This is a genomic window from Streptomyces sp. A0642, from assembly GCF_004795105.1.
GTDB lineage: Bacteria > Actinomycetota > Actinomycetes > Streptomycetales > Streptomycetaceae > Streptomyces.
The window spans coordinates 671,730-697,532 of the sequence record NZ_SSBL01000001.1 but is presented as its reverse complement, the minus strand read 5'-3'; the positions used below and the strand labels follow the sequence as shown (position 1 = coordinate 697,532).

At 71.0% G+C, this 25,803-nt stretch carries 19 protein-coding genes and 1 pseudogene; 10 read left to right on the top strand and 10 right to left on the bottom strand.

What is annotated here, in order from left to right; genetic code table 11:
* Nucleotides 1-30: 30 nt before the first annotated feature.
* From E6R60_RS02900 to E6R60_RS02875, 6 genes are all read left to right on the top strand, one after another.
* A complete protein-coding gene (locus E6R60_RS02900; RefSeq protein ID WP_136324747.1) occupies nt 31-1,158 on the top strand; it encodes an ABC transporter permease subunit in 1,128 nt (375 codons plus the stop codon).
* A complete protein-coding gene (locus E6R60_RS02895; RefSeq protein WP_136324746.1) occupies nt 1,155-2,126 on the top strand; it encodes a carbohydrate ABC transporter permease in 972 nt (323 codons plus the stop codon). Before E6R60_RS02900 ends, E6R60_RS02895 begins: the two co-directional genes overlap by 4 nt.
* A 110-nt stretch (nt 2,127-2,236) precedes the next feature.
* The gene (locus E6R60_RS02890) at nt 2,237-4,477 is read left to right on the top strand and encodes a sialidase family protein (protein WP_136324745.1); all 2,241 of its coding nucleotides are present in this window, start codon (nt 2,237-2,239) and stop codon (nt 4,475-4,477) included.
* A 16-nt stretch (nt 4,478-4,493) separates the two neighbouring features.
* Nucleotides 4,494-6,470, top strand: coding sequence for a beta-galactosidase (locus tag E6R60_RS02885; protein ID WP_136324744.1), 1,977 nt, complete (start codon nt 4,494-4,496; stop codon nt 6,468-6,470).
* Nucleotides 6,467-8,722 (top strand): glycoside hydrolase N-terminal domain-containing protein, encoded by a 2,256-nt coding sequence (locus E6R60_RS02880; RefSeq protein ID WP_136324743.1) that lies wholly within the window; start codon nt 6,467-6,469, stop codon nt 8,720-8,722. Before E6R60_RS02885 ends, E6R60_RS02880 begins: the two co-directional genes overlap by 4 nt.
* Nucleotides 8,723-8,762: 40 nt before the next feature.
* Nucleotides 8,763-9,476 (top strand): hypothetical protein, encoded by a 714-nt coding sequence (locus E6R60_RS02875; protein WP_136324742.1) that lies wholly within the window; start codon nt 8,763-8,765, stop codon nt 9,474-9,476.
* Between the two features lie 72 nt (nt 9,477-9,548).
* On the opposite strand, the gene E6R60_RS02870 is transcribed toward E6R60_RS02875, so the two are convergent.
* The 5 genes from E6R60_RS02870 to E6R60_RS02850 form a co-directional block, all read right to left on the bottom strand.
* Nucleotides 9,549-10,556 (bottom strand): LacI family DNA-binding transcriptional regulator, encoded by a 1,008-nt coding sequence (locus tag E6R60_RS02870; protein ID WP_136324741.1) that lies wholly within the window; start codon nt 10,554-10,556, stop codon nt 9,549-9,551.
* A gap of 293 nt (nt 10,557-10,849) precedes the next feature.
* Nucleotides 10,850-12,958 (bottom strand): pectinesterase family protein, encoded by a 2,109-nt coding sequence (locus tag E6R60_RS02865; protein WP_206309295.1) that lies wholly within the window; start codon nt 12,956-12,958, stop codon nt 10,850-10,852.
* A gap of 180 nt (nt 12,959-13,138) precedes the next feature.
* A complete protein-coding gene (locus E6R60_RS02860; protein ID WP_136324740.1) occupies nt 13,139-14,395 on the bottom strand; it encodes a cytochrome P450 in 1,257 nt (418 codons plus the stop codon).
* Entirely contained in the window at nt 14,392-15,696 is a 1,305-nt protein-coding gene (locus E6R60_RS02855; protein ID WP_136324739.1) for a cytochrome P450, read from the bottom strand. The genes E6R60_RS02860 and E6R60_RS02855 overlap by 4 nt, the downstream gene beginning before the upstream one ends.
* Before the next feature lie 297 nt (nt 15,697-15,993).
* Complete coding sequence (locus tag E6R60_RS02850; RefSeq protein ID WP_136324738.1) at nt 15,994-18,060, bottom strand: phospholipase C, phosphocholine-specific; 2,067 nt, start codon at nt 18,058-18,060, stop codon at nt 15,994-15,996.
* A 671-nt stretch (nt 18,061-18,731) separates the two neighbouring features.
* On the opposite strand from E6R60_RS02850, the gene E6R60_RS02845 reads away from it, so the two are divergent.
* Nucleotides 18,732-20,087, top strand: a complete 1,356-nt coding sequence (locus tag E6R60_RS02845; protein WP_240802365.1) for a beta-propeller fold lactonase family protein — start codon at nt 18,732-18,734, stop codon at nt 20,085-20,087.
* Between the two features lie 89 nt (nt 20,088-20,176).
* Here the strand turns inward: E6R60_RS02845 and E6R60_RS02840 are convergent, their stop codons facing one another.
* Together E6R60_RS02840 and E6R60_RS02835 are read right to left on the bottom strand one after the other, a co-directional pair.
* Entirely contained in the window at nt 20,177-20,362 is a 186-nt protein-coding gene (locus E6R60_RS02840; RefSeq protein ID WP_346766056.1) for a DUF397 domain-containing protein, read from the bottom strand.
* A gap of 14 nt (nt 20,363-20,376) precedes the next feature.
* Nucleotides 20,377-21,249: a helix-turn-helix transcriptional regulator gene (locus E6R60_RS02835; protein WP_136324910.1), complete on the bottom strand. Its 873-nt coding sequence runs from the start codon at nt 21,247-21,249 to the stop codon at nt 20,377-20,379.
* A 118-nt stretch (nt 21,250-21,367) separates the two neighbouring features.
* On the opposite strand from E6R60_RS02835, the gene E6R60_RS02830 reads away from it, so the two are divergent.
* The gene (locus E6R60_RS02830) at nt 21,368-21,889 is read left to right on the top strand and encodes an ATP-binding protein (protein WP_136324736.1); all 522 of its coding nucleotides are present in this window, start codon (nt 21,368-21,370) and stop codon (nt 21,887-21,889) included.
* Nucleotides 21,890-21,900: 11 nt separating this feature from the next.
* Here the strand turns inward: E6R60_RS02830 and E6R60_RS37145 are convergent.
* Together E6R60_RS37145 and E6R60_RS02820 are read right to left on the bottom strand one after the other, a co-directional pair.
* Nucleotides 21,901-22,067 (bottom strand): annotated as a pseudogene (locus tag E6R60_RS37145) (NAD(P)-dependent oxidoreductase); the annotation flags it as partial.
* Between the two features lie 8 nt (nt 22,068-22,075).
* Entirely contained in the window at nt 22,076-23,245 is a 1,170-nt protein-coding gene (locus E6R60_RS02820; RefSeq protein ID WP_136324735.1) for a penicillin-binding transpeptidase domain-containing protein, read from the bottom strand.
* A gap of 286 nt (nt 23,246-23,531) precedes the next feature.
* On the opposite strand from E6R60_RS02820, the gene E6R60_RS02815 reads away from it, so the two are divergent.
* On the top strand, nt 23,532-24,011 hold the full coding sequence (locus tag E6R60_RS02815) for a hypothetical protein (protein WP_240802364.1): 480 nt from the start codon (nt 23,532-23,534) through the stop codon (nt 24,009-24,011).
* Nucleotides 24,012-24,054: 43 nt separating this feature from the next.
* On the opposite strand, the gene E6R60_RS02810 is transcribed toward E6R60_RS02815, so the two are convergent.
* A complete protein-coding gene (locus E6R60_RS02810; RefSeq protein ID WP_136324734.1) occupies nt 24,055-24,897 on the bottom strand; it encodes a maleylpyruvate isomerase family mycothiol-dependent enzyme in 843 nt (280 codons plus the stop codon).
* A 143-nt stretch (nt 24,898-25,040) separates the two neighbouring features.
* On the opposite strand from E6R60_RS02810, the gene E6R60_RS02805 reads away from it, so the two are divergent.
* A complete protein-coding gene (locus tag E6R60_RS02805) occupies nt 25,041-25,778 on the top strand; it encodes a response regulator transcription factor (protein WP_206309294.1) in 738 nt (245 codons plus the stop codon).
* The last annotated feature ends 25 nt before the right edge of the window (nt 25,779-25,803 follow it).

The following is a 25,803-nucleotide window of genomic DNA, read 5'->3' as shown; positions in this document are numbered from 1 at the left end:
GGGCTGAGAGCACGACATGGGGAGCACACGGTGAAGCCACGGGCCACGGTTACGACCGACCCGGACCGCACCTCCGACGGGGCCGTCGCCCCGGCCGGCGGCGGCGGCGACGGTGACGGCGAGGACACGAACGCGGGCGTGAACGGGTCGCGCGGATCCCGGGCGGCGACCACTGCCCGCCGTACGCGGACGGCGAAGAGCAGAGCGGCGGGGAACGGCCCCGCGGCGGGGCCACGGGCGGGCGGCATCACCTGGCGCCAACGGCTGCGGCGCGACCGTGCCCTCGTCCTGATGACGCTGCCGGCCATCGGCCTGCTGCTGGTCTTCAACTACATCCCGTTGCTCGGCAACATCGTGGCCTTCCAGGACTACGACGTCTACGACCTGGGCATCACCGGCAGCCCCTTCGTCGGCTTCGACAACTTCACCCGGATCTTCGAGGACTACCGCTTCTGGGAAGTCCTCATCAACACCCTGGTCATCTTCGTCACCCAGCTCGTCCTCTTCTTCCCCATCCCGATCGCCATCGCCCTGCTCCTCAACACGATCATGAGCGCGCGGGTCCGGGCCTGGGTGCAGGCAGTCGTCTATCTGCCGCACTTCTTCTCGTGGGTGCTCGTCGTCACCGTCTTCCAGCAGATGTTCGGCGGCGCGGGACTCGTCGCCCAGTGGGCGCGCGAACACGGGCACGAGGGCTTCGACCTGATGACCAATCCGGGGTTCTTCAAGTTCCTGGTCTCCGCCCAGGCCGTGTGGAAGGACGCCGGCTGGGGCGTGATCGTCTTCCTGGCCGCGCTCGCCGCCGTCAACACCGATCTGTACGAGGCGGCGGCCGTCGACGGGGCGGGCCGCTGGCGCCGCATGTGGCACGTCACCCTGCCCGCGCTCCGCCCGGTCATCGCGCTCCTGCTCGTCCTGCGGGTGGGCAGCGCGCTCAACCTCGACTTCGAGCAGATCCTGCTCCAGCGCGACCAGGTCGGCGCCGGCGCTTCGGAAATCCTGGACACCTACATCTGGTGGACGGGCATCAAAACCGGCGACTTCGGCTATGCGGCCGCCGCCGGTGTCTTCAAGGGGCTGTTCAGCGTCGCCATGGTGCTGGGTGCCAACAAGGTCGCCCACATGCTGGGCGAGCAGGGGGTGTACTCCAAGAAATGACAACTCTCCTGGAACGTGAGAAGGAGTCGGCGCAGTCCGCGCCCCGCGCGGAGACCCGGCTCCAGCGCGCCCTGCGCATGGAACCCCGCCCCGTCTGGGAGGAGGAGCCCACCAAGGCGGGACTGGCCTTCAAGGGAGTCGGCCTCGTCGCGATCTGCGCGATCGTCATCATCCCGATCTGGGTGGTCCTCGTCACCAGCCTCTCCGACACCAAGACCATCAACGACGCCGGCGGTCTGGTCGTCTGGCCGGAGAACATCACGTTCGTCGCCTACAAGGAACTCCTCAGCGGTGGCGCGGTGACCCGCGCGGCCCTGGTGAGCGTCGGTCTCACCGTCGTCGGCACCGTGGTCAGCATGGGGGTCTCGATCCTGTGCGCGTACGGGCTGAGCCGCCGCGACTCGTACGCCCACCGTCCGCTGCTCATGACCCTGATGGCGACGATGTTCTTCGGCGCCGGCCTCATCCCCACGTATCTGCTGGTCACCGGAATCGGACTGAGCAACAGCTACTGGTCGATGATCCTGCCCAGCGCGATCAGCGTCTTCAACGTCCTGGTGCTCCGCGGCTTCTTCATGGACACCGCGCCCGAACTGATCGACGCGGCCCGCATCGACGGCGCCGGGGAGTGGCGCATCCTGCTCCAGATCATCATGCCGCTGTCGCGTGCCGTGATCGCCGTGATCTCGCTGTTCTACGCGGTCGGCTACTGGAGCCAGTGGTTCAACGCGATGCTGTACATCCAGGACAGCGACAAGTACCCGCTGCAGATGATCCTGCGGCAGCTGGTCCTCCAGCACCAGGTGCCCCCGGGGGCCATGGGCGCGGCGGTCAGCAGCGGCGCGATCAACAGCCTCGCCGTGCAGATGGCGGTCATGATCCTCGCGCTCATCCCGGTCGCCGTGCTGTCGCCGTTCGTCCAGAAGCACTTCCAGAAGGGCATGCTCACCGGCGCCGTGAAGGGCTGATCCGCAGCACCGCCCCGCCTCGGGGCCGGCCCGCGGGTTTCGCGGGACCGGCCCGGCTCCTTCTCTCCCTCTCCTCCCTGCCTCCTGCCCCTGTCCGGAAGGTGTTCGCCATGCGCACTTCGTCCGCGCCCACGCCCAGCCGCAGAACCGTGCTCGCCGCCGCGGCCGTCGCCGCGGCGGCGGCCGCCCTGCCGGCCGCGGGCCCCGCCGCCGCCTCGGCCCACCGCGGGGACCGGACGGTCGAGCCGCACCGCTGGCGCACCGCCGCGATCGGGGGGACGGGATTCGTCACCGGCGTGCTGTTCCACCCGTCGGTCAAGGGCCTGGCGTACGCCCGCACCGACATCGGCGGCGCCTACCGCTGGGACGATGCCGAGGCCCGCTGGACCGCGCTCACCGACCACCTCGGCTGGGACGACTGGAACCTGCTCGGCATCGAGGCCCTGGCCGTCGACCCGGCGCACCCGGACCGCCTCTACCTGGCCTGCGGCACGTACGCCCAGTCGTGGGCGAGCCCCGGTGCGGTCCTGCGTTCGGAGGACCGGGGAGCGACCTGGCAGCGGGCCGATCTGACGGTCCGCCTGGGGGCCAACGAGGACGGGCGCGGCGCCGGTGAACGGCTCCTCGTGGACCCCCGCGACAGCGACACGCTGTGGCTCGGCACCCGGCACGACGGGCTGCTGCGCTCCACCGACCGGGGTGCGACCTGGGCTCCGGCCGGCTTCCCCGCCGCCGTGTCGGCGAGCGGCCAGGGCGTGATGTTCCTTGTCGCGGCCGGCCGGTCGGTGTACGCGGGCTGGGGCGACGGCGGCAGCGCGCTCTACCGGACGGACGGTTCCGGCGGCTGGGAGGCCGTGCCCGGGCAGCCGTCCGGCAGCGCGGCGACGAAGGTGCCGGTCCGGGCCGCCTACGACGCGCGCGGCCGGGCGCTGTACGTCACCTACGCGGACGCCCCCGGGCCCAACGGGCAGTCCGCCGGCTCGGTCCACCGGCTCGACACGGTGACGGGCGCCTGGAGCGAGGTGACCCCGGTGAAGCCCGACGCCGCCGCCGGTGACGGCTTCGGTTACGGCGGCGTCGCGGTCGACGCGCGGCGCGCCGGGACACTCGTCGTCACGACCAACAACCGCTGGTCGCAGATCGACACGGTGTTCCGCTCCACGGACGCCGGGGCCACCTGGACCTCGCTGAAGGACACCGCGGTCCTCGATGTCGCGGAGACCCCGTACCTGCGCTGGGGCGGAGAGCCCAAGTTCGGTTGGTGGATCCAGGCCGTGGCCGTCGACCCGTTCGACTCGCACCACATCGTGTACGGGACCGGCGCGACGCTCTTCGGCACCCGCGACCTCGTGCACTGGGCCCCGGAGATCCGGGGCCTGGAGGAGACGTCGGTGCGGTTCCTCGTCGCCCCGCCCGGGAAGGGCGCCCGGCTCCTCAGCGGCCTGGGCGACATCGGGGTGATGTACCACGACTCGCTGACCTCCTCCCCGTCGCGCGGAATGGCGGTCAACCCCGTCTTCGGCACGGCCACGGGCCTCGCCCTGGCCGCACTCAAGCCCTCGTACGTCGTACGGACGGGCTGGCCTTCGGGGTCGGCGTCCGCCGGGGCGTCCTCGGACGACGGCGGCAGGACCTGGCAGCCGTTCGCCACCCAGCCGGAGATGGCCGGCTCCGCGCCCGGGCCGGTCGCGGTCTGTGCCGACGGGTCGGTGCTGCTCTGGTCGTTCGTCCACTGGGACGGCACCACGTACCCGGCCCACCGCTCCACCGACGGCGGTGCGACCTGGACCGAGGTCACCACGTTCCCCAAGGGCGGCGCCCCGGTGGCGGATCCGCTCGACCCGCGGCGGTTCTACGTCTACGACACCGACACCGGCGCGGTCTTCCGCTCGACGGACGGCGGGGCGACGTTCGCCCGGGGTGCGAGCGGACTCCCGTCCGGCGACGTGCAGTTCAAGGTGGCGGCGGCACCCGGCCGCAGCGGCGACCTGTGGCTCTCCGCGAAGGACAACGGGCTGTTCCGCTCGACGGACGGCGGACTGACGTTCGCGCCGGTGGCCGGCTGCCAGGCCTCGCACGCCCTGGGCTTCGGCAAGGCGGCGCCCGTGCGGGGCCGCAAGCGGCCCGGCGCCGGCTACCCGGCGGTCTTCCAGACGGGCAGGGTCTCCGCGACGCACGACGGCGTGGCGGTGCTGCGTTCCGACGACGCGGGCGCCACCTGGGTCCGGATCAACGACGACTCCCACCAGTGGGGCTGGACCGGCGAAGTGATCACCGGCGACCCCCGCGTCCACGGCCGTGTCTATCTGGGCACCAACGGCCGCGGCATCCAGTACGCAGACCCGAAGTAAGAATCGAGACACGCCCATGCCGTCCCTGCGCGACGCAGCCCGTGGCCGCATCCTCTTCGGAGGCGACTACAACCCCGAGCAGTGGCCCGAGGAGGTGTGGGAGGACGACGCCCGGCTGATGAAGGAGGCCGGGGTCAACTCCGTCACCCTCGGCGTCTTCTCCTGGGCGAAGATCGAACCGCGCCCGGGAGCAAGGGAGTTCGGCTGGCTCGACCGGCTGCTGGACCTGATGCACGCACACGGCGTCGGCGTCGTTCTCGCTACTCCGACCGCGTCCCCGCCCCCCTGGATGGGGGCGCGGCACCCGGAGACCCTGCCGCGCGCGGAGGACGGCTCGGTCGTCTGGTACGGCTCGCGCCAGCAGTTCTGCGCCAGCTCCCCCGTCTACCGGCGTTACGCCGCGGCCCTCACCGAGGACCTCGCGGCGCGGTACGCGGACCATCCCGCGCTCACCATGTGGCACATCAACAACGAGTACTGCACGCACTGCTGGTGCGACGAGACGGCTGCCCACTTCCGGCGCTGGCTGCGCAGCCGGTACGCCACCATGGACGCACTCAACGAGGCATGGGGGACCGCGTTCTGGAGCCAGCGCTACGACTCGTGGACGGAGATCCTGCCGCCCCGCAAGGCGCAGTACATGAAGAACCCGGCGCAGGTGCTGGACTTCAAGCGGTTCACCTCCGACGCCCTGATGGAGTGCTATATCGCCGAGCGCGACATCGTCGCCCGGCACACCCCGCGCGTTCCGGTGACGACGAACTTCATGCCGCTGTGGTCGGGCCAGGACGCCTGGGCCTGGTCGGCGCAGGAGGACATCGTCTCCGTAGACATCTATCCGGACCCCCGGGACCCGCAGGGCGGCCAGTACAACGCGATGCTCGCCGACATGACGCGCTCGCAGGCCGGCGGCCCGTGGATGCTGATGGAACAGGCGGCCGGTCCGGTCAACTGGCGGGGCGTCAACCACCCGAAGCCCGAGGGCCTGAACCGGCTCTGGTCGCTCCAGGCCGTGGCTCGCGGCGCCGATGCCGTGTGCTACTTCCAGTGGCGGCAGTCCCGGCAGGGCTCGGAGAAGTTCCACTCCGGGATGCTCACCCACGCCGGTGAACAGGGCCGCACCTTCCGGGAGATCAAGCGGCTGGGGGCGGAGCTCACCGCGATCGGACCGGCCGTCGGCGGCAGTGACGTACCGGCCGATGTGGCGATCCTGCACGACTGGGACTCGTGGTGGGCCGGTGCGCAGGAGGGCAGGCCGTCCTCGCTGCTGGACTACACCGAGGTCGTCCAGCGCTGGCACCGGGCGCTGTGGGAGAATGGCGTCGCCACCGACTTCGCCCGTCCCGACGCCGACCTGAGCCGGTTCAAGGCGGTCGCCGTCCCTCATCTGTACCTGCTCACGGACGAGTCGGTCGACAATCTGGTGGCGTACGCGCAGGGCGGCGGGACGCTGGTCTGCGGTTTCTTCAGCGGGATCGCGGATGTGGACGACCGCATCCGGCCGGGCGGCATGGACGCGCGGCTGCGCGAGCTGTTCGGGATCCGTACGCTCCACGAGTGGTGGCCGCTGGACGCGGGCTCGGCCGTGGCGTGCGACGGCTTCGACGGCAGCCTGTGGTCGGAGGAACTGGAGACCACGGAGGGCACCGAGGTGATCGCCGCCTACCGCGACGGCGAGCTGGCCGGGCTTCCCGCGGTGCTCCGCAGGGGCCGGGCCCACTACCTGTCGACGCTGCCGGAACCGGCGGCGCTCCGCGCGCTGCTCGGTGACGCGGTGCGGGAGGCCGGCGTGGAGCCGGTGCTGGCCGGGCTGCCCGACGGTGTGGAGGCGGTCCGCCGGGGCGGCCTGCTGTTCCTGCTGCACCACGGCAGGGACACCGTCACGGTGACCCTGCCGGGCGCGTACGAGGACCTGCTGACCGGTCACCGGGCCGACGGCCGGGTGGAGCTGGGCCGCCACGGCGTGGCCGTACTGCGGAGCGCCGCTCCGTGAACCTCCGGACGCACATCGACGGCACGTGGGAGCCGCGCCCCGCCGACCGCTGGGAGGACACCTTCCTCGGCGGCAACGGCCGCCACGGGGCGATGGTGTACGGCGACCCGGCCGACGACCGGGTCATCGTCAACCACCACACCCTGGTCCGGCCCAACGGCAGCGAGCACCTGCGTCCGCCGGAGCTCGCGGACCGGCTGGACCGGCTTCAGAGCGCGTTGCTCGCCGGTGACACCACGGCCGCCGAGGGGTTCGGCGACGGCCGCCCGCTGGTGTGGGTGCAGCCGTTCCATCCGGCGTTCCAGACGAGGATCCGGCCCGTCCGCGACCCGTCGGCCGGTTCCGGCGGTCCAGAGGCGCCGCCCCCGGCCTACCGCCGTACGGTCGACTTCTCCACGGGCGAGATCACGGCCGTGTGCGAGGGCAGGCGCAGCCAGGTCTTCGTGTCCCGCGCCGACGACGTGATCGTGCAGTACGTCACGGGCACGGGGCCCGCGGTGGACCTCACCCTGGACCACGCGCTGCCGGGCGCCCCGCCGCTCCTGGCCGTCGGACGCAGCGCCGTGCTGACGCCCGACGGCGGCCGGCTGACGCTGCGGGCGGGCTATCCGGACAGCGACCTCGCCTACACCGGCGTGACCGTGGTCCGCGCGGACGGCGGCAGGGTGTCCGTCTCCGGCGAGGGCTTCCGGATCGCGGGCGCCAGGAGCCTGCTGCTGCTCACCCGGGTGCGACGGCACACGGGCAGCCTGGACCTCGCGGCGGAGTGCGCCGGGCTGCCGCCGGACGACTACGGCACCCTGCTCGCCCGGCACCGCCGGCTGCACACCCCGGCCTTCCGGCGGGCCTCCCTGACCCTGGACGCCGATCCGGCGGAACGCGCCCTGCCCGGCAGCGAGTTGATCCGCAGATCGGACAGCCCCGCCCTGCTGGAGCGGCTGTTCGCTGCGGGGCGCTACCACCTGTACTCGGCCTCCGGCGTCCTGCCGCCCCGCCTGACCGGACTGTGGACCGGCGACTGGGACACCGCCTGGTCCGGGGCGTTCACCACCAACGCCAATCTCAACCTCCAGATCGCCTCGGCGGCGGCCGCCGCACTGCCCGAGGTGTCGCAGGCGCATGCCTCTCTGGTGTACGGCCAGTTGCCCGACTGGCGTGACAACGCCCGGGCCCTCTTCGGGGCGCGGGGCATCGTCGCCCCGTCCCACACCGACGGGGAGTCCGGCCACACCCGCCACTACCAGCGCGCCTACCCCTTGCACCTGTGGACGGCCGGTGCCGACTGGCTCCTGGAGCCCCTGGTCGAGCACGCCGAGACGAACGGGGAGACGGACCCCCGGCTCGTCGCCGCGCTGCACGAAGCCGCCCTGTTCTACGAGGACTTCCTCACCCGCACCGCACCGGACGGCACCGTGGCCGTCGTCCCCTCGTACTCACCGGAGAACCGTCCGGCCAACGCGAGCTGGGGGACGGTGAACGCGACGATGGACCTCGCGGCGGCCCGCCACGCGCTCACCACGTCGGCCGCCCACTCCCCCACGGCCGCGTCCTCCGCCCGGCGGCGCGCGCTCGCGGACCGGCTCGCGGCGTACCGGGTCAACGAGGACGGCGCGCTCGCCGAATGGGCGTGGCCGGGGCTGGCGGAGACGTACGACCACCGCCATCTGAGCCACCTCTACCCCGTGTGGCCGCTGGACGCCATCAATCCGTACGACACCCCCGAGCTCGCGACCGCCGCGCACCGCGCGCTGGAGTTGCGCGGGTCCGAGAACGACTCCGCCCACGGTCATCTGCACCATGCGCTGATCGCGGCACGGCTGCGGGACGGGGCGCGCGTCTCGGCCGCCCTGGGCGCCGTACTGGCGGGCGACTTCTTCCACGACTCGCTGATGAGCGCCCACTATCCGTCCCGCAACGTCTACAACGCGGACGCCGCCCACGCGCTGCCCGCGGCGGTCATCGAGTCGCTCGTCCAGTCGACGCCCCACCGGCTGGTCCTGCTCCCCGCTCCTCCCGCCGGCTGGCGGAGCGGTGAACTGCGCGGTGTACGCACCAGGTTCGGTGCGTCGCTGGATCTGCGCTGGTCCGCCGACGGCACCGCGACCGCGGTGCTCCGTCCCTCCCGTGACGCCCGGATCGACCTCCGCACGGGCGACGGGCACACCTTCACCCATGACTCCGCCGGCTCTCCCCCAGCCCCGCTGGAGCTGACGGCCGGCGTGGACCGGGTCCTCGAACTGGGGCCCCGGTAGCGCTCCCCCCACCCATCCCCCCACCATGGAAGGGACAACCATGGCACGACGCACCCGCACCCTCAGCAGGTTCGTACTGGCCCCGGCAACGGCAGTGGCGGCCCTCATCGGCTTCGCCGCCGCCCCCGCCCAGGCCGCGATCTGGTCCTCCTCGGACCAGTGGGGCAACTACACCACCTCCGACGGCTACACCCTCTACAACAACATCTGGGGTTCCGGCGCAGGCGCGCAGTCCATCTGGGCCAACTCCTCCAGCAACTGGGGCGTCTGGGCCGACCACCCGAACACGGGCGGCATCAAGTCGTACCCCAACGCCAAGAAGGTCGTCAACAAGTCGATCACCTCCCTGCAGTCGCTCACCAGCACGTACAACGTCACCGTCCCGTCGTCGGGCGCCTACAACACCTCGTACGACATCTGGGACAGCGCCTACGACTACGAGGTCATGCTCTGGGTCAACTACAACGGCGCCGTGGGCCCGCTGGGCACCTCGCAGGGGAACGTGACGCTCGGCGGCCACACCTGGACCGTGTACAAGGGCGACAACGGGGCCAACCAGGTCTTCTCGTTCCTGCGCACCTCGGACTCCTCCTCGGGCACGGTGAACATCCTGCCGATCCTGAAGTGGATCAAGGACACCAAGGGCTGGTGGGGCAACGAGACCATCGGTGACGTCCAGTTCGGCTACGAGATCACGTCGTCGCAGGGCGGGCTGGACTTCCGGACGAACGGGTTCGGCGTCTCCTCCAGCTAGGGCCTGGTCCGCACACACAGGGAGCCGGCCCCCGCACGGGGGCCGGCTCCCTGTCCGCGTCCTCGCCGGGCCCTACCGGGGGGCGGGCCCGGTGCTCTCCCGTACCGTCAGCTCGGGAGCCAGCAGCTCCACTTCGTCCGTACCGCGGCCCGACAGCTTGGCGACGACCTGCTCGACCGAGCGGCGGCCCATTTCCTGTGCGGGAATCGCCACGGAGGTGAGCCGCACCGACGCCTGGGAGGCCACCTGCTCGGGGCAGATCGCGACCACCGACACGTCCTCGGGCACGGCCCGGCCCTGCTGGCGCAGGAGATTGAGCAGGGGCTCCACCGCCGACTCGTTCTGCACGATGAACCCGGTGGTGCCGGGGCGCTCGTCGAAGATCCGCGACAGGGTCTGCGCCATCGCCGCGTAACCGCCCTCGCAGGGCCGGTGCAGCACCCGCACGCCGGTCTCCTGCGCCTTGGCGCGTATGCCGTCGACCGTGCGCTCGGCGAATCCGGTGTGCCGCTCGTACACCGCGGCCGCCTCGCCGATCACGGCGACCTCGCGGTGGCCGAGTCCGGCGAGGTGTTCCACGCAGAGCGCACCGGTCGCCTCGAAGTCGAGGTCCACGCAGGTCAGTCCGTCGGTGTCGGCGGGAAGTCCGATGAGCACCGCGGCGCGGTCCGTGTCGCGCAGGAGCGGCAGCCGTTCGTCGTGGAGTTCGACGTCCATGAGGATCATCGCGTCGGCGAGCGAGCTCCCGGCGATGCGGCGGACCGCCGCGGGGCCCTCCTCCCCGGTGAGGAGCAGGACGTCGTAGCCGTGGGCGCGGGCCGTGGTGGCGACCGCGATGGCGATCTCCATCATCACGGGGACGTACATGTCGGTGCGCAGGGGAACCATGAGCGCGATGATGTTCGACCGGCTGCTGGCGAGCGCCCGGGCGCCGGCGTTGGGGTGGTAGCCGAGCTGCTGGATGCTCAGCTCCACCCGCTCCCGCGTGGACACGGAGATGGACCGCTTCCCGCTGAGGACGTAACTCACCGTGCTCGCGGAGACTCCGGCGTGCTGCGCGACCTCGGCAAGGGTGACCATACGGCTCAGCTCTCCATCAAGGGACATCGTCTGACACCGGCACGGGAACCGGTCGGCACCGGCAGCTTCGGTCGGATGCGGCGAAGCGCTTCGACTTCATCCTGTCCGCCTGCGACATGCCCGGATGGTGCGAGCCTAGACCGGCCTGCACAGAGTGTCCATAGGGCTGTCGAAGCGCTTCGACAATCCTTTTCCCGGGGCTGCTCTCCCCGGTCGGCCGTGGCGGCAGCCGTTTCGGCTACCGCCACGATATGCCCGGCGCGGGCCATCGGGGGCCCGATGGCGTCAGCGGGTCAGGACGCCGACGGGGTCCAGTCCCCGAGCCAGTCGGCGACCTCCTGCCCGGCCGCCGCGGCATCGCTGAGCTGCGGCCGGTCGCTGCCGGCCTTCCCGGCCCCGGGCCCGTCGTTGCGGTACTCCGCGAACCGGTCGTCCTTCCAGGAGAAGCCGCTCATGTCCGTCCACGGCGCGGGCCGGACCGCGGCGCTCAGGGTGCTGTCGCGGACCGTGGTCATCGGGTCGAGCGTGGCGTCACCGCCCGCGTGCCAGGGACGCCCCAGGTAGAAGGTGGCGGCGGAGACGTCGCCGTTGACCGTGGAGTCGTTGATGAGGAAGCCCTTGCGGCCGGCGGCCGTGCTCGGGGCGGTGATGTATCCGGCGGAGCTGCCGTCCCACCGCTTCTTGAGCGTGATGACCGAGGCGTCGATGACCGCGCTCGCCCGGCCGAAGATGAAGTCGACGTTGCCGACCACGTACGAGTTCCTCATGTAGACACGGCCGAGCCTGTCCTTGGCGGCGGTGTCGAGCAGGAGGGTGTCCTGATCACCCTCGGTGATGATCGAGTCGAGGAACACCTTGTCGGCCGCGGTGCGCAGCGCGACCGCCTGCTGACCGTTCATGCCCTGGTGGGCGGCCTCGTCGAAGTCGTTGGCGAGGGTGAGGTTGCGGGCCTGGAAGCCGTCCGCCTCGGCGGCGACGGTCGCGCTGCCCCCCGTGCCGTACGTCCCCGAACCGTCGGGCTTCTGGGTGCCGGAGGCGTTGTCGTACACGATGACGGTGCTCTTGCGGCTGGGGCCGGTGCCCTGGAGGGTGACGTTCTGCTTGGTCGAGGGGATCTTCACCAGTTCGCGGTACGTGCCGGGCGCGATGGCGATGACGGTCCGGGCCGTGTTGCCCGCGGGGACCGCGTTCACGGCGTCCTGGACACTGCGGTACTGGCCGCTGCCGTCCTTGGCCACGGTGAGCGTCTTCGCGGCCGCGGCGGTGGCGGTGGCGGTCGTTCCGATGGCGGCGCGCGGCCCCGCGCCCGCCTTCACCAGCGCGGGCACGTCCGCCGCGCGGTCGAGGGTGTAGGCGTAGAAGCCCCGCGGATCGAAGGACGCGCCGCCGCCGCTCTCGTTGCGCCCGCTCGTCCCGGCGAAGACGCTGCCGCGCTGGACGAGGGTGGCGGTGCTGTCCCGGGTGACGGGATTGTTCAGACCGTCGAAGTAGCTGTTCTCCAGGAGCATGTTCGTGTGCCCGCGCGCGTAGTTGCCGTAAGCGGCCGTGATGGCGGTGCCCGGGTCGTCCTGGAGGTAGTTGTTGTACAGGTGGGCGTGGGCCACGTTGTCGGTCGAGGGGTTGCGCTGTTCGGTCTCGTGGAACCAGTTGTGGTGGATCGTGATGTCGGCGGTGGTGTTCTCGGTCCAGCCGATGCCGAAGGCCTTGTTGTCGTGCTGGAGGCGGTTCCAGGACACGGTGAGGTAGGTGGTGTCCTTGCGGCTGTCGATCAGCCCGTCGGCCATGTTCCGCAGGTCGTTGTGGTCGATCCACACGTGGTGGGCGCCGTCCATCTGGATGGCGTCCCAGTCGTGGTCCTTGTCGTTCCAGGTCCCGGCGTAGGAGTCCCGGATCGTCAGGTTGCGGATGATGACGTTGTGCACCCCCTGGCCGAGGAAGAAGCCGCCGCCGACGATGTGTCCCGAGGTACCGGAGCCGATGATCGTCTTGTGGGAGGCGACCCTGATCTCCCTGCCCTTGGGGTCCATGGTGATGGCCCCCGCGACGACGATGACGTAGGGCTGCGTCGCCGTCGCGTACTTCTCCAGGTCGGCAAGGGTGCGCACGGTCACGGTCGCGCCGCCGCGCCCTCCGTACGTTCCGTCCTGTCCCAGGGCGTCGACCGACGCGAAGCCGTCGGCCGCCTCGTCGGCCCGGGCCGGGCCGGCGGCCGGGGCGGCGCTGGCTCCCGGAGCGTCCTGCGTCCCGGGCAGGCCGGACGCGGTGGTGGCGGCGATCCCGGCCGCGAGGGCGGTGGCGACCGCTGCCGCGAGCACCGGTCGGGTTCTGCGGCTGCGGCTGCGGTGGCTGCCGCCTGTCGGCTTGTGCGGGGCGTGCTGTGCCGTTCGGCGATCCGCTGTCATGACCTGAAACCGTTCCCTTTGAGGAGATGTGGCGTTCAGGTACGGGTCGCCGCCGGCAGCCGAAAGGTTGCCGTCCGGGGAGGCCGGACGCCCTGCTCCCCGGCACTCACCGGCACTCACCGGCCGGGGAACAGGAACAGGAGCCCGGCGTCCGGGTCCTGAGGACCCTGCTGCCCGGCTTCAGACGCCGAGCAGAACGGGAAACGCCTCCATGTCGTTCTGCGTCATCACGGGCAGCTTGCGGATGTCCGCGTCCGGCACCGCGAGCCGCAGGCGCGGGAAACGGGCGAAGAGCGCCGGCAGGGCGATGCCCGCCTCGACCCGGGAGAGCGCGGCACCGGGGCAGATGTGCGGCCCGTGCCCGAAGGTCATGTGCCGGATGGGAGTGCGGCGGGTGATGTCGAACGCGTCGGCGTCGGGGCCGTGCTGCTCGGGGTCGCGGCCGATCACCCGGTAGGAGATGACGACGCCCTCGCCCTTGGCGATGACGCCGTCACCGACCTGGATGTCCTCGGTGGCGAACCGCATGAGGAGGTGGGTGGTCGGGGTGTCCCAGCGCAGGGTCTCCTCGATCACGGTGTCCCAGGAGACCTCCCCGTCGAGGACCATCCGCAACTGGTCGGGGTGCGCCAGCAGGGCGCGTACGGCGTTGAGGATGAGCCCGATCGTGGTCTCGTGCCCGGCGGCGACCATCGCCTTGAGGTTGCCGATGACCTCTTCCTCGGTCAGCGGCTCGCCGCCCTCGTCGGCGAGGATGAGCGCGGAGGTGAGGTCGTCGGTCGGCCGCGCGGTCTTCTCACGTACGAGCCCCGCGTAGAAGACGTCCAGGTCCGCCAGGAGGGCCAGCCGCTCGTCCTGCGGGGTGAGCATGGAGAAGAAGGCCTTGTACTGGCGGGTCAGCATGGCGTTCGCGGACGGGTCGACTCCCATCAGCATGCCGACGACCCGCATGGGCAACGGCTGCGCGAACACGGACTTGAGGTCGACGACGGCCCCGTCCCTGCCGCCCTCCGCGAGCGCGTCCAGCAGTTCCTCGGTGAACTTCTCGATGTCGGGGCGTATGGCCTCCAGCCGGCGGGGCGTGAGCGCCTGGGAGGTCTTGGTCCGCAGCCGGCGGTGCTCGTCGCCGTCGACGGTGAACATGGACCGGCCGGCGTCGATCATCCCGATGAGCGGCCAGGCGTGTGTCACCTCTCCGCTCTGCCACAGACCCCAGGCGTCGATGTCCTTCACCAGCCGCGGGTCGAGCAGCAGCTGCCGGGCGTCGGCGTGCCGGGTGAGGGCCCAGGCCGGCACCCCGAGCAGCTCGATCCGGGCCAGCGGTCCGGCGTCGCGCAGCCGCGCCGTCTCACCGTCGAGGTCCTGGACCATCGGGTCGATGACGACGGTCCCGCTGTCCTGGGCTGCGGCCTGGCCTGCGGCATGGGGGCAGTTCACGAGAGGTCTCCTGTCGTACGAACGGGGGTGAACCGAACGGGGAGCGAGGTGGTGCCGCGCAGGAAGGCGGAAGGCCGCCGTACGAGGTCGCCGACGGGGACGGCGAGCTGGAGGTCGGGCAGCCGGTCGAGCAGGACCTCGATGCCGGTACGGGCGATGATCTCGGCGATCTCCTGCGCGGGGAAGGGGCAGCGGTACTCGCCGTGGCTGAACGCGAGATGAGCGCCGTTGCCGCCCTGGGAGGCCGCTCCTCCGGTGCCGGACATGTTCTGGCGTATCAGCGGATCGGTGTTCGCGGCGCCGAGCCCGAGCAGCAGCATGTCCCCGGCCCTGATCCGCTGTCCGCCGAGCTGGGTGTCCCGTACGGCCCAGCGCCCGGCGAGGATCTGGGTGGGCGTGTCCTCCCAGAGCACCTCGTTCATCGCCTCCCCGATGCTGCGCCGGCCGCGGGCCATGGAGTCGGCGAACTCGTCCTCGGTGAGCATCAGGCGGAGGGAGTTGCTGACCCAGTCGGCGGTGGTGAGGTGCCCGGCGGCCGTGATGGCCATGAGGTCGAGCATGTACTCCTCGTCGGTGAACGCCTCGGGGCAGGCGAGCATGCGGGAGGTCACGTCGTCCCCCGGCTCGGCCCGCTTCGCGGCCACCAGCCGGGCCATGTGCTCCCCGAACCGCTGATGGGCGCTCTGCGCGTCCGGGCCGCCGTCTGCCAGGTCCTTCAACACCTGTGCGATGTCGCCACCTTCGTCGTCGGGGAAGCCGACGAGCCGGGCGAGGACGAGGACGGGGAGAGGCTCGCAGAAGTCGGCGACGAGGTCGGCCGTGCCCCGGCTGCACACCGCGTCGATCAGCCGGTCGGCCAACTGCTCGCAGTGGCTGCGGATCTCGAACGGGTCGGCCCCTTCGAGGGCCGGCCCCACCATGCGCACGTGCCGCCGGTGCTCGTCGCCCGCGCTGAAGTAGATGGACGGCAGGGGGCGCCCCACCATCGGCAGCAACGGCCAGTCCTCAGGGATATGCGGCCACTGGTTCCACAGGCCGACATCGCGCGGGAACAGCTCGCCGTCGCTGGTGACTTGGTGGAGTTCGCGGTATCCGATGACCAGCCAGGCGGGGAACCCGCCCGGCAGCTCCACCGGGACGACGGACCCGTGGTCACGCCGCATGGCGCGGTAGGCGGCGTGCGGGTCCGTCTGGAAGCCGGTCCCGCCGAGCTGCACGGCCCCGGCGTGAGCCGGACAGCCGGGCGGCGGAGACTGAGGAGCGGTGGACGGCGCGGGCTCGGCGGAAGAAGGGCGCGTCATGAGTCCTGACTCCTGTGGCGAAAGCTGCAAGCGTCACGATCATGCGATCAACGCACGTTCACTATAAGGATTTTCTGTGATGCCGGAATGGTCAACTTCGATCAATCCCGCATCATCAACCGAGCAACACCACGGACATCTCTGCACAATTGATGAGCATCGCGAAGAACCGCACGGCGTCACCGTGCGGATGCCGCTGTGCGGTTGCCGCCTCTCGGTTGTCATGGTGCGGGTGTCACTGCGCGGTTGCCGCCGCGCGGACCGCGAGCATCCGCACCGCGGTCCGCCGTTTCCCTCTCACCCGGTGACGAGACCCGGGTCGCTCGTACCGGCCCGGCCGGTCTCGACGTGTCCGGCGAAGCGCCGCAGGAAGGCGGGGTCCAGGTCGGAGACGACGGTGACGTCGTACCACTGCTTGCTGCCCCGCAGGTCGAGCCCGTGCTTGACGGTCGCACCCGCGGCGACCGCGAAGGTCTGCACCCCTCCCCCGTAGGCGGCGGCGTTGCGCACGGTGAGGCGCACGGACGCCGGACCACCGTTGACGAGGGTCAGCTGAAGGCTGCCCGCCGTCGCATCATGACGTGCCGTCACCTCGGGGCCCGCCACCTTCCCCGGGGCCCGGAACGTGCGCAGGAAGCCGTTGGGGCCGTGGACGGTGAGGTCGGTCAGGCCCTTGGAGTAGACGGTGTTCCAGCTGTCCGAGAGGGATTTGCCCGCTTCGGTGGTGTAGGTCCAGGGCCCGTCCGTGCGGTTCGGGGAGGTGACCAGGAACTGCGCCCCGGCGGCGGCGCCACCGCTGAAGGTGAGGCGGTACTTCCCGGTGGCCGGGTCGGCGGTGCCGTCGACGAAGGGCGCGTAGCGCAGCGGCCGGGTGGGCCGGGCGCCCTTCTCCTGCTTGGGCACACTGCCGGTGGCGGGCGGCGCGGGCACGTAGTCGGGGTGCCGGAGGCGGTCGGGCGGCTCGTAGGCGTCGGTCGACGGGAGCGAGGCGCCCGCGGTGTCCGTACGGCTGAAGTCGAAGGCGGAGGTGAGGTCGCCGCAGATGGCGCGCCGCCACGGCGAGATGTTGGGCTCGTGGACGCCGAAGCGCTGTTCCATGAACCGGATGACCGAGGTGTGGTCGAAGACCTCGGAACACGCGAACCCGCCGGTGCTCCACGGGGAGACGACCAGCATGGGCACCCGCTGACCGAGCCCGTACGGCCCGGCGGTGTACCGGAGGTCACCGGGGAAGTAGTCGGCCGAGGTGTCGACGGTGGACAGCCCCTGGGCGGGCCCCGACGGCACGAACGGCGGCACGACGTGGTCGAAGAAGCCGTCATTCTCGTCATAGGTGATGAAGAGGGCCGTGCGGCCCCAGACCTCGGGATCGGAAGTGAGGGCGTCCAGTACCTGCGCGATGTACCAGGCACCGTAGTTCGCGGGCCAGTTCGGGTGTTCGCTGTACGCCTCGGGAGCGACGATCCATGAGACCTTCGGCAGCGTGCCGGCCCGGACGTCGGCCTTCAGGCCGTCGAGGAGCCCGCCGCCGTTCTTGATGTCGGTGCCGGTGCGGGCCTTGTCGTAGAGGGGTTGGCCGGGCGCGGCGTTGCGGTAACGGTTGAAGTAGAGAAGCGAGTTGTCACCGTACGTACCCCGGTAGGCGTCACCGATCCACCCCCAGGAGCCGGCGGCGTCGAGGCCGTCACCGATGTCCTGGTAGACCTTCCACGACACTCCGGCCTGCTCCAGCCGCTCGGGGTAGGTGGTCCAGCCGTACCCCGCCTCGTCGTTGCCGAGCACGGGGCCGCCCCCCGTCCCGTCGTTCCCCGTGTACCCGCTCCACAGGTAGTAGCGGTTCGGGTCCGTGCTCCCGATGAACGAGCAGTGGTAGGCGTCGCAGACGGTGAACGCGTCGGCGAGGGCGTAGTGGAACGGGATGTCCTCACGGGTCAGGTGAGCCATCGTCGTCGCCGTCTTGGCCGGTACCCACTGGTCGTACGCGCCCTTGTTGAACGCCCGGTGCCCGCCGGCCCAGTCGTGGTTCAGGTCTCGGAGGAACTGCATCCCGAGATCGTCGGCGGGCGGCCGGAACGGCAGCACCTCCTTGCCGAGCCCGTCCTTCTGGTGCCAGACCGGCTTCCCGCTGGGCAGTGTGACGGGCCGCGGATCACCGAAGCCGCGCACCCCGTTCATGGTGCCGAAGTAGTGGTCGAAGGAACGGTTCTCCTGCATCAGGACGACGATGTGCTCGACGTCCTGGAGCGAACCCGAACTCCCTCGCGCGGGAAGGGACGCGGCGCGGGCGATGCTGCTCGACAGCGCGGTGGCGGCGGCCGTGCCTCCGGCGAGTTGCAGGAGGCGGCGACGGTTCAGTTCTGCCATGGGTGGGGGCCTCTGTGGGGTGAGGGGACGTGAGGGCGGAAGCGACTGGAGTGTTCCAGAATCGGACGTCCCCACGGAAGACCCGTGCCGTGTGCAGGGGGTGGCGGGCGGCCGAACAGTCGGCAACGGAACAGAGGGACGTCCCTGCCCCCGGCCGACGGGCCGGGGCCGGCCGAGGCGACCCCACCACGGCCGGTGCCAGGACAGGCCCACGCGCTGCCCCCTGGCGCAGGATCGCTCCGGGCCCCTCGCCTCCCTATGCACACTCCCTGGTCCCCGCCCACCCGGCGCCCCCTCGCTCGCGGTGCTCGGCCGCCCGTCGGGATGCCGCCTTACGCGCTCCGGCGCACCGCCCGCGCGCACCACACGCGCGCACTCCCGGCGCGCAACCGCCGCACCCCACGCCCTTCTGTACGCGCCCGACCACGTTACGTAGCCTTCTCAGGGATCAGACAGACCTCCGTCTCGCGTGAGGCACCACCGCGTCCGACCGCCGCCCCTTCCCTGTCAGGTCCCGTCAACTCAACACCTAACGGGGTCCGTTCGCGTCTCGGCGGTACCCGATGCGTCAGGGGGAAACGATGTCCATGCGTCATCAACGTGAGCACGACCGGACAGCCGACGGCATACGTCCCGGAACGGTTCCGCCCGCAGGACGGTGGAAGCGGCGCGTGATCGCCGTGCTGTCGTCACTGGCACTGGCGGCCTTCGCGGTGGTCGCCGTGCCCTCGGCACCGGCGGCGGCGGTGCCACCGGGAACGTACGCCTTCGTCGCCGGCTACGGCAACGGCACCGTGACGGTGATCGACACCACCACCCGCACGGCGGCCGCGACCATCGGCATCGGCGGCAGCCCCCGCTCCGTGGCCCTCACCCCCGACGGCACCCGCGCGTACGTCACCAACTACAGCACCGGCAAGGTCTCGGTGATCGACACCGCCACCAACGCGGTGACCGTCACGGTCGACGCCGGGAGCAACCAGGAGGAACTGGGGGTGACCCCGGACGGCTCCCGCGTCTACGTCGCCAACGCCGGCAGCGCCAGTGTTTCGGTGATCGACACGGCCACCGACACGGTGTCGTCCACCATCCCCGTCAGCGGAAGCCCCCGCGGCCTCGCGGTCTCACCCGACGGGTCGCGCGTCTTCGTGACCAACTCCGGAAGCACCGTTTCGGTGATCGACACCGCGACCGACACCGTCTCGGCCACGATCGGTGTCGGCGGCAGCGGGCTCGCGGTCGCGTTCGCCCCGGACGGCGCGCACGCCTACGTCACGAGCGCGGGCGCCAACAGCCTCTCGGTGATCGACACGGCCACCAACACGGTGACCGCGGTCATCGGCGTCGGCGTCAGCCCGCACGGGGTGATGGTGACCCCCGACGGCTCGCGCGCGTACGTCGCGAACTACTTCAGCAACAGCGTGTCGGTGATCGATACGGCGACCCACACGGTGACCGACACGATCGGCGTCGGCACCTACCCGTGGGAGCTGTCACTGCCGCCGGGCGGCAACCACCTCTACGTCACCAACAGCGGGAGCCAGAACGTGACGTTGATCGACCTGGCCGACCACACGGTGACCTCCGGCATCGGCCTCGGCACCACGGTCCTCGGCGTCACGTCGGGCGTCGCACGCCCCGCACAGGCGGACCTCGCCATCGACCTGAAGGCCAAGGCCAGCGCGCTGCTCCCGTCCTCGATCGCCTACACGCTGACGGCGCGCAACACCGGTCCGGGCCGGACCACTTCGGCCGAGGTCACGGCGACCCTGCCCGCCGGCACCACGGCGATCGGCCTCTCACCGGGCTGCACGACCACGAGCGCCACCGTCGTCTGCACCTTCACGAACCTCGCCAAAAACGCCACCGCCACCGGTGGTTTCCGGGTCCCGCTGTCGCTGCTCAGCCTGGGCCAGATCACGGTGAAGGCCGCACGCACGACGTCGTCCCCGACCGGCCCGAACCCTGCCAATGACACGTCGTCGGCGTCCTGCACGGTGATCTCCATCCTGCTGGCCGCCTGCTGACCCAGCGGTCCCGCCGCCCACGGACGCCGGAGGGCCCGGCCGCCGCGCCTGCACGGTGCGCGGCCGGGACCCTGCTGTCGCGGTGTGCGTCAGCCGGCGACGAGGCCGATGAACCCGGCCCACGCGCCCGGGCCGACGGTCAGCACGGGGCCGCTGAGCTGCTTCGAGTCGCGGATGTGTACGTGGGTGGATGCGGCGGCGACCTCGACGCACTCGCCGCCTTCGCCGCTGCTGTAGCTGCTCTTGAACCAAGCCGCGTCCGGCACGCTCGGCATCCCCGTCCGGCCCATCATCCCTCTTCCAGAAGTCCCTTGACGAAATCCAGCGATTCACTCGGTGTCAGAGCCTGAGCCCGGATGATCCCGTACTGCTCCTCGACATCGCGCACCATGTCCCGCTCGGTATGCAGACGGCTGTCTCGCTGAACCTCCACGTAGGCCATCCTGCGCCCATCGCACTTTTCGATCAAGGTGAACGGACCAGCCAGGCCGCAGTGCCCATGCCGATTGGTCGGCATGATCTGGATCTCCACATTCCGCCGGTGCCCGTGGATGATGACCTGTTCCAGTTGGCCACGTTGCACCTCCCAGCCCCCGACCGGGCGGCGCAACACCGACTCCTCGATCACGAAGCTCAGAGTGGGCATCGGCTTCCGGGCGAAGATGACCTGGCGCGCCAGACGTGCCGATACGCGTTGCTCGATCGTCTCCTCGTCCAGAAGCGGCCTGCGCACAGCGAAAACCGATCGCGCGTACTCCCCTGTCTGCAACAGACCCGGCACAGCCATCGTGGCGTACACATGGAGGGTGATGGCCTCCGCCTCCAACCGCGCCATATCCCGGAAGAACGGCGGATACTGCGCCCGCGCAAGCTCCTCCTTCAACGCCATCAGCAAGCCCCCGGCGTCAAGCACCGAGTCCGCCTTATCGATGAACGCAGGCTGCGGAATCCGCCGCCCCTGCTCGAAAGACGCGATCGACTGAGCCGCGTAGCCCACCAGCTTGCCGAACTCGGCCCGGTCCAGCCCCACTCGGAGGCGTAACAGCTTCAGCTGCCTCCCGAACGCCATCATCACCCCGGACCCCGGCTCGCCCTCCGGCCGTTCCCCGGTCTGCGCACCGGAACCCGGCTCCGCGTCCTCGTCGCCCCGTACCACCGTCATGGCCACCGCCCGTCCCACGCACCCACGTACGTACACACAGACCGCCTCCGCGTACAAGCAGTCCGCGACGGCGCGTCACCCCTGGTCACGCTACGCCACAGGGCGACACCGTGGAGTCATGACCAGCAATCCCTCACTCCCCGTGCGCCCACTTCCCTGCGCCCAGCCCTGCTTCCCCTGGCACCACTTCTCGATGCGCTTCAGCTCCACGCCTCGCGGTGCCCGCCTCGCCCGGCGCCTGGCCGGTGAGCGGTTCGACGCCTGGGGCATCCCGTACGGCAGCGACGCGCACGACGCGCTGACGCTGCTCGTCGCCGAGCTGTGCGCCAACGCGGTGTGCCACGGGCTCGTCCCCGGCCGGGACTTCCGCCTGTGTCTGTCCGCAGAGGGCACCGCCCTGCGCGTCGAGGTCACCGACACCCGCGGCGAACGCATCCCCCTCCTCACCGAACCGTCGGGCGATCTGGACGGAGACAGCGATGGCGGCCGCGGTCTCGTCCTGGTTGCGGCTCTGGCGGATCGCTGGGGCTGGTACCCGTGCACGGACGGGCCCGGCAAGACGGTCTGGGCCGTCCTGGAACCGGGCCCGGCGTCCACGCCCCGTCCACTCACGCCGCCACAAGGGGGTGCGGGATCGTGAAAGTGCCGGTCAGTGCCGACCGGGACGCCCAGGGTCTCCTGGTGTCGCTCGAACAGCTCCCGCGAGCCGCTGTAGGGACGCCGGTCGTCGGAGAGACAGCCATGATCCCGCCGTCCAGGCAGCGTGCGCCGCGCTCGCCGGCCCACTCGGCGCGGACGCGGGCCTGGACGGGGGTGCTGGCTTTGCTCAGGACAGCGCCTCGGCCATCGCTGCGGTGACACGGGCCGCAGCGCCGGCGTTCGAGGTCGTCATGCGGGCGACAAGTGCGACGGGTTCGCCCTTCTCGGTCTGGCCGTAGACGAGGGACCAGGAAGACGGAGCGCCGTCGTAGTCGGTCGGCGCCCATTCGGTCTTTTCCCGAACCGCCGGCAGCAGCAGGCCCGCCGTGGCCGCCGGAACGCTCTGCGTGATCTGGTCCTCCGTGCCCTCGGCGACCAGGTGCGGGCCGGCCATCAGACCACGGTTGGCGAGGGCTGCCGCCACCCTGGCCAGCTGGATCACGGTGACCGTGATGGTCCCGTTCCGGTAACTCCCGAAAGTACTTGGCGTTACCGGAAGCGGTACAGACAGCTCCTCGTCGAAGCCGAACGCCTCCGCAGTCTCGCGCAGCTTCTCCTCGCCCAGTTCCGCGGCCAGTTTCGCAAAGATCTCGTTGCAGGACCGGGCAAGCGCCTCACGGATGGTGGCGTCCGCACACTCCCCCGAGCCACCGTCCGTATGCTCGTCCGGCGTGTCGTACAAGCCATGGTCCAGAGCCGCCGCCGCGATCACGACGTCGAAGGTCTCCCCGGGCTCGGACGCCTCACGCAACGCCCGGTTGTACAGGGGCTTGCCCTGGTCGCCGGTTACCCTCTGCCATGCCTCCCGGTCCCCGGGCGAGTTGCCGCTGAACGTCTCCGGGTCGTAGGAAGGCGTACTCACGACGGCCAGAAGTGCACCCGTCCTGGCGTTGAGCGCGATCGCCGACCCCCGCTGCTCACCGAGCGCGCCGAATGCCGCCTTCTGCACCTCCGGATCGATCGTGGTCTCCACGTCGTCGCCCTTGCGGGAGGTGAGGGAGTCCTTGAAGACGGACTCCAGTCCCGCGCTGCCGAATGCGAGTGACCGGTAGCCAGTCACGGGTGCGTACAACGCACCGTCCGTATAGGTGCGGATATAGGGAATCTTGTCGATCCCGCTCGGCTTCGACCCCGTGACGGGCTTGCCGTCGACAAGGATGTTGCCGAGACCACCGGCGGGGGTGCTCGAACTCGGCTTCGCCTCCCCCTCGTCCGGCGTGTCAGCGGCACCGGAGCAACCAGTGAGGAGCGCAAGAAGACAGGGCACGACGAGAAAGCGTTCATTGAGCGACGGCATGATCACACTCTAGGCAGCACCCGCCGTCGGCGGGGTGGGGCGAGCGTTACCGAGTCACCCCGCCAGCATGGTCAACTTTACCTTCTCCCCTCGGCCCGAAGCCCGTAGGGGTGCCGGTTCCCACCCGAGCCCTCCGCCCCCCGCTGGGGGGTGTCCCCGTGTCTCCCCTGGGGGACAACCCCCACGAAGGTAGGGGAGAAACCGGGTCGTGCGGAGGACGCCGGCTCCGTAGGTTCTGGAGTGGAATAGTCACACCGCTTCACACCCCGCCTTCGGAGGCCCCCTCGTGACCGCCCCTTCGCTCCAGCCGACGCGCCCGCATCACCCGGCCTTCGCGGCCTTCGTGCGCTTTGTGATCTGCGGTGGCGGGGTCGGGGTTGCGTCCAGCGGTGTTCTGGTCCTCCTCCACGACCGGATGCCGCTGGCCCTGGCCAACGCTCTGGTCACCGTCGTGTCCACGCTGATCGCGACCGAACTGCACAGCCGGGTCTCCTTCCGCAGCGGACGCAGCGGGTGGGCGGTGCACCTTCAGTCCGGGCTGACCGTCGCGGTGAGCTACGCCTTCACGACCGGGGCGCTGCTCTGCCTGTACGCGATCCGGTCCGAGCCTTCGACGCTGGTCCAGCAGAGCGTCTACCTGTCTGCGTCGGCGCTCGCGGGCGCCGGGCGGTTCGCGCTGCTGCGGGTGGTGGTCTTCGGGGAGCGCAAGGCGGCCGGGACACGGGGGGCGTCGCTGGGCAAGGCGTCCGTGGCCATGGCGGCCTGAGCACGACGCCGGCGGACTACGCCCCTCGTCGTGTCCCGTCCGCTCAAGGCGCCTGGAAGTACGCCGGGAACCGCGGTCCCAGCCACGGCTTGCGGCCCCACGCGAAGACCCGCCCGCGCGCCATGGCGCCCAGCGGGGCGCAGCGGCCCAGCGCCATCAGCAGGAACGTGACGGGCTCGAGGGAGATCGTGCAGTCCGGGCGGTCCCGCAGTTCGTGGCTCACCACCGGCGTGCCGTCGGTGAACGTCACGCCGAAGCGTCCGCCGCCCCACAGCCGAACCGCGTAACGGGCGTTCAGCCCTGCCGTGGCGGTCGTGTCGGCGACCCGGGGCATGGCTTGGACCATGAACGGAAGGGTCAGACGGACCCGGACGGGGTCGACCATGTGCGGGCGCTTCAGTGCGCGGGCCAGGTCGTAGCCGTGGCCCAGCATGTGCGTCAGGAGGTAGGAGCCGAGGACCGCGCGGTTCATCGGGCCCATCGGCGTCATCAGCGTCTCGTCCGCCGGGTGCCCGCCGGCCACCGCGTCCAGGAAGGCGGCTGCCTGCGCCACGATCAGCGCGGCCAGCGGCTCCGCCGCGCGCTCGGGGAATGCCGCGAGCGCCTCTTCGTTGGCTGCGGCGATGCTCTGAGGCGTGCCGTCGCCATGGGTGTGGGGGGTCCCGGCCGCCACGTCGGCCATCAGCGCGTTGGCCTGCGCCAGATGGGCGGCCACCTCTCCCACCGTCCATGTCAGCCCGGGGACGGGTGCGCCGGTGTCGGGGGCGGCGCGCAACTGCTGCGCGATCTCCTCGGCCGTCGTACGTATCGCCTCGGCCAGTCCCTCGGGCAGGCGCTCAGGCAGCGTGCCCCGGGCCCCGTGTTCCTTTTCTGCCGGTGACCCCATCGCGCTGCCGCTCCCGTGAACGCCGTTTCCGTCGCCCGGGCCCGTGGCCCGCGCCTGTTACCTGCGGGTACACAAGAGCAGTTCGCACGGCCTCACGGCAAGGTCTCGGCACCCACCATTCGAACTCCTCTACGATCGAGCACGTGTGCGCACATGTGATCATCGCGGAGGACGACGAGAAACAGGCGGAGCTCCTCCGCCGCTACCTCGAACGGGAGGGGCACGCCGTCACCGTGGTCGGTGACGGCCTCGCGGCGCTCGACGCGGTCCGGCACGGGGAGCCCGACCTACTAATCCTCGACGTGATGATGCCCCGGGCCGACGGACTGGACGTCGTACGCGTGCTGCGCGCCGAGGCCCGGGAGTTGCCGGTGCTGATGCTGACGGCCCGCACCACGGAGGACGACCTGCTGCTCGGCCTCGACCTCGGGGCGGACGACTACGTGACCAAGCCGTACAGCCCGCGCGAACTCATGGCCCGGGTCCGCACACTCCTGCGTCGCAGCAGGCGGGCGGCGGCCGGCCCCGAGACGGCCGGTGCGGTGGATGCGGACGTCCTGAGGGTCGGGACACTGGTGGTCGATCCCGCCCGGCACGTGGTGGCGGTCGACGGCGAGGCGGTGGACTGCACTCCGGGCGAGTTCCGTATCCTCGCCGCCCTGGCGGCCGAGCCCGACCGCGTCTTCTCCCGGCAGCAACTGCTCGCGGAGCTGCACGGCTTCGACCGGTACATCAGCGACCGCACGGTCGATGTGCACGTCATGAACCTGCGCAAGAAGATCGAGCCCGCCCCGCGCCGGCCCGCCCGGCTGCTCACCGTCTTCGGTGTCGGCTACAAACTGACCGACCCGGCGAAGGCCGCGGCCCGTGCCTCGTCGTAGCGCGGGGCGCCCCGGGCGCGCATCG

Bases quoted from the DNA above. Each gene is read 5' to 3' on its own strand.
- E6R60_RS02895 (WP_136324746.1), top strand. From the start codon at position 1,155: ATGACAACTCTCCTGGAACGTGAGAAGGAGTCGGCGCAGTCCGCGCCC.
- E6R60_RS02890 (WP_136324745.1), top strand. From the start codon at position 2,237: ATGCGCACTTCGTCCGCGCCCACGCCCAGCCGCAGAACCGTGCTCGCC.
- E6R60_RS02885 (WP_136324744.1), top strand. From the start codon at position 4,494: ATGCCGTCCCTGCGCGACGCAGCCCGTGGCCGCATCCTCTTCGGAGGC.
- E6R60_RS02875 (WP_136324742.1), top strand. From the start codon at position 8,763: ATGGCACGACGCACCCGCACCCTCAGCAGGTTCGTACTGGCCCCGGCA.
- E6R60_RS02870 (WP_136324741.1), bottom strand. From the start codon at position 10,556: ATGGTCACCCTTGCCGAGGTCGCGCAGCACGCCGGAGTCTCCGCGAGC.
- E6R60_RS02865 (WP_206309295.1), bottom strand. From the start codon at position 12,958: ATGACAGCGGATCGCCGAACGGCACAGCACGCCCCGCACAAGCCGACA.
- E6R60_RS02855 (WP_136324739.1), bottom strand. From the start codon at position 15,696: ATGACGCGCCCTTCTTCCGCCGAGCCCGCGCCGTCCACCGCTCCTCAG.
- E6R60_RS02850 (WP_136324738.1), bottom strand. From the start codon at position 18,060: ATGGCAGAACTGAACCGTCGCCGCCTCCTGCAACTCGCCGGAGGCACG.
- E6R60_RS02840 (WP_346766056.1), bottom strand. From the start codon at position 20,362: ATGCCGAGCGTGCCGGACGCGGCTTGGTTCAAGAGCAGCTACAGCAGC.
- E6R60_RS02835 (WP_136324910.1), bottom strand. From the start codon at position 21,249: ATGACGGTGGTACGGGGCGACGAGGACGCGGAGCCGGGTTCCGGTGCG.
- E6R60_RS02830 (WP_136324736.1), top strand. From the start codon at position 21,368: ATGACCAGCAATCCCTCACTCCCCGTGCGCCCACTTCCCTGCGCCCAG.
- E6R60_RS02820 (WP_136324735.1), bottom strand. From the start codon at position 23,245: ATGCCGTCGCTCAATGAACGCTTTCTCGTCGTGCCCTGTCTTCTTGCG.
- E6R60_RS02810 (WP_136324734.1), bottom strand. From the start codon at position 24,897: ATGGGGTCACCGGCAGAAAAGGAACACGGGGCCCGGGGCACGCTGCCT.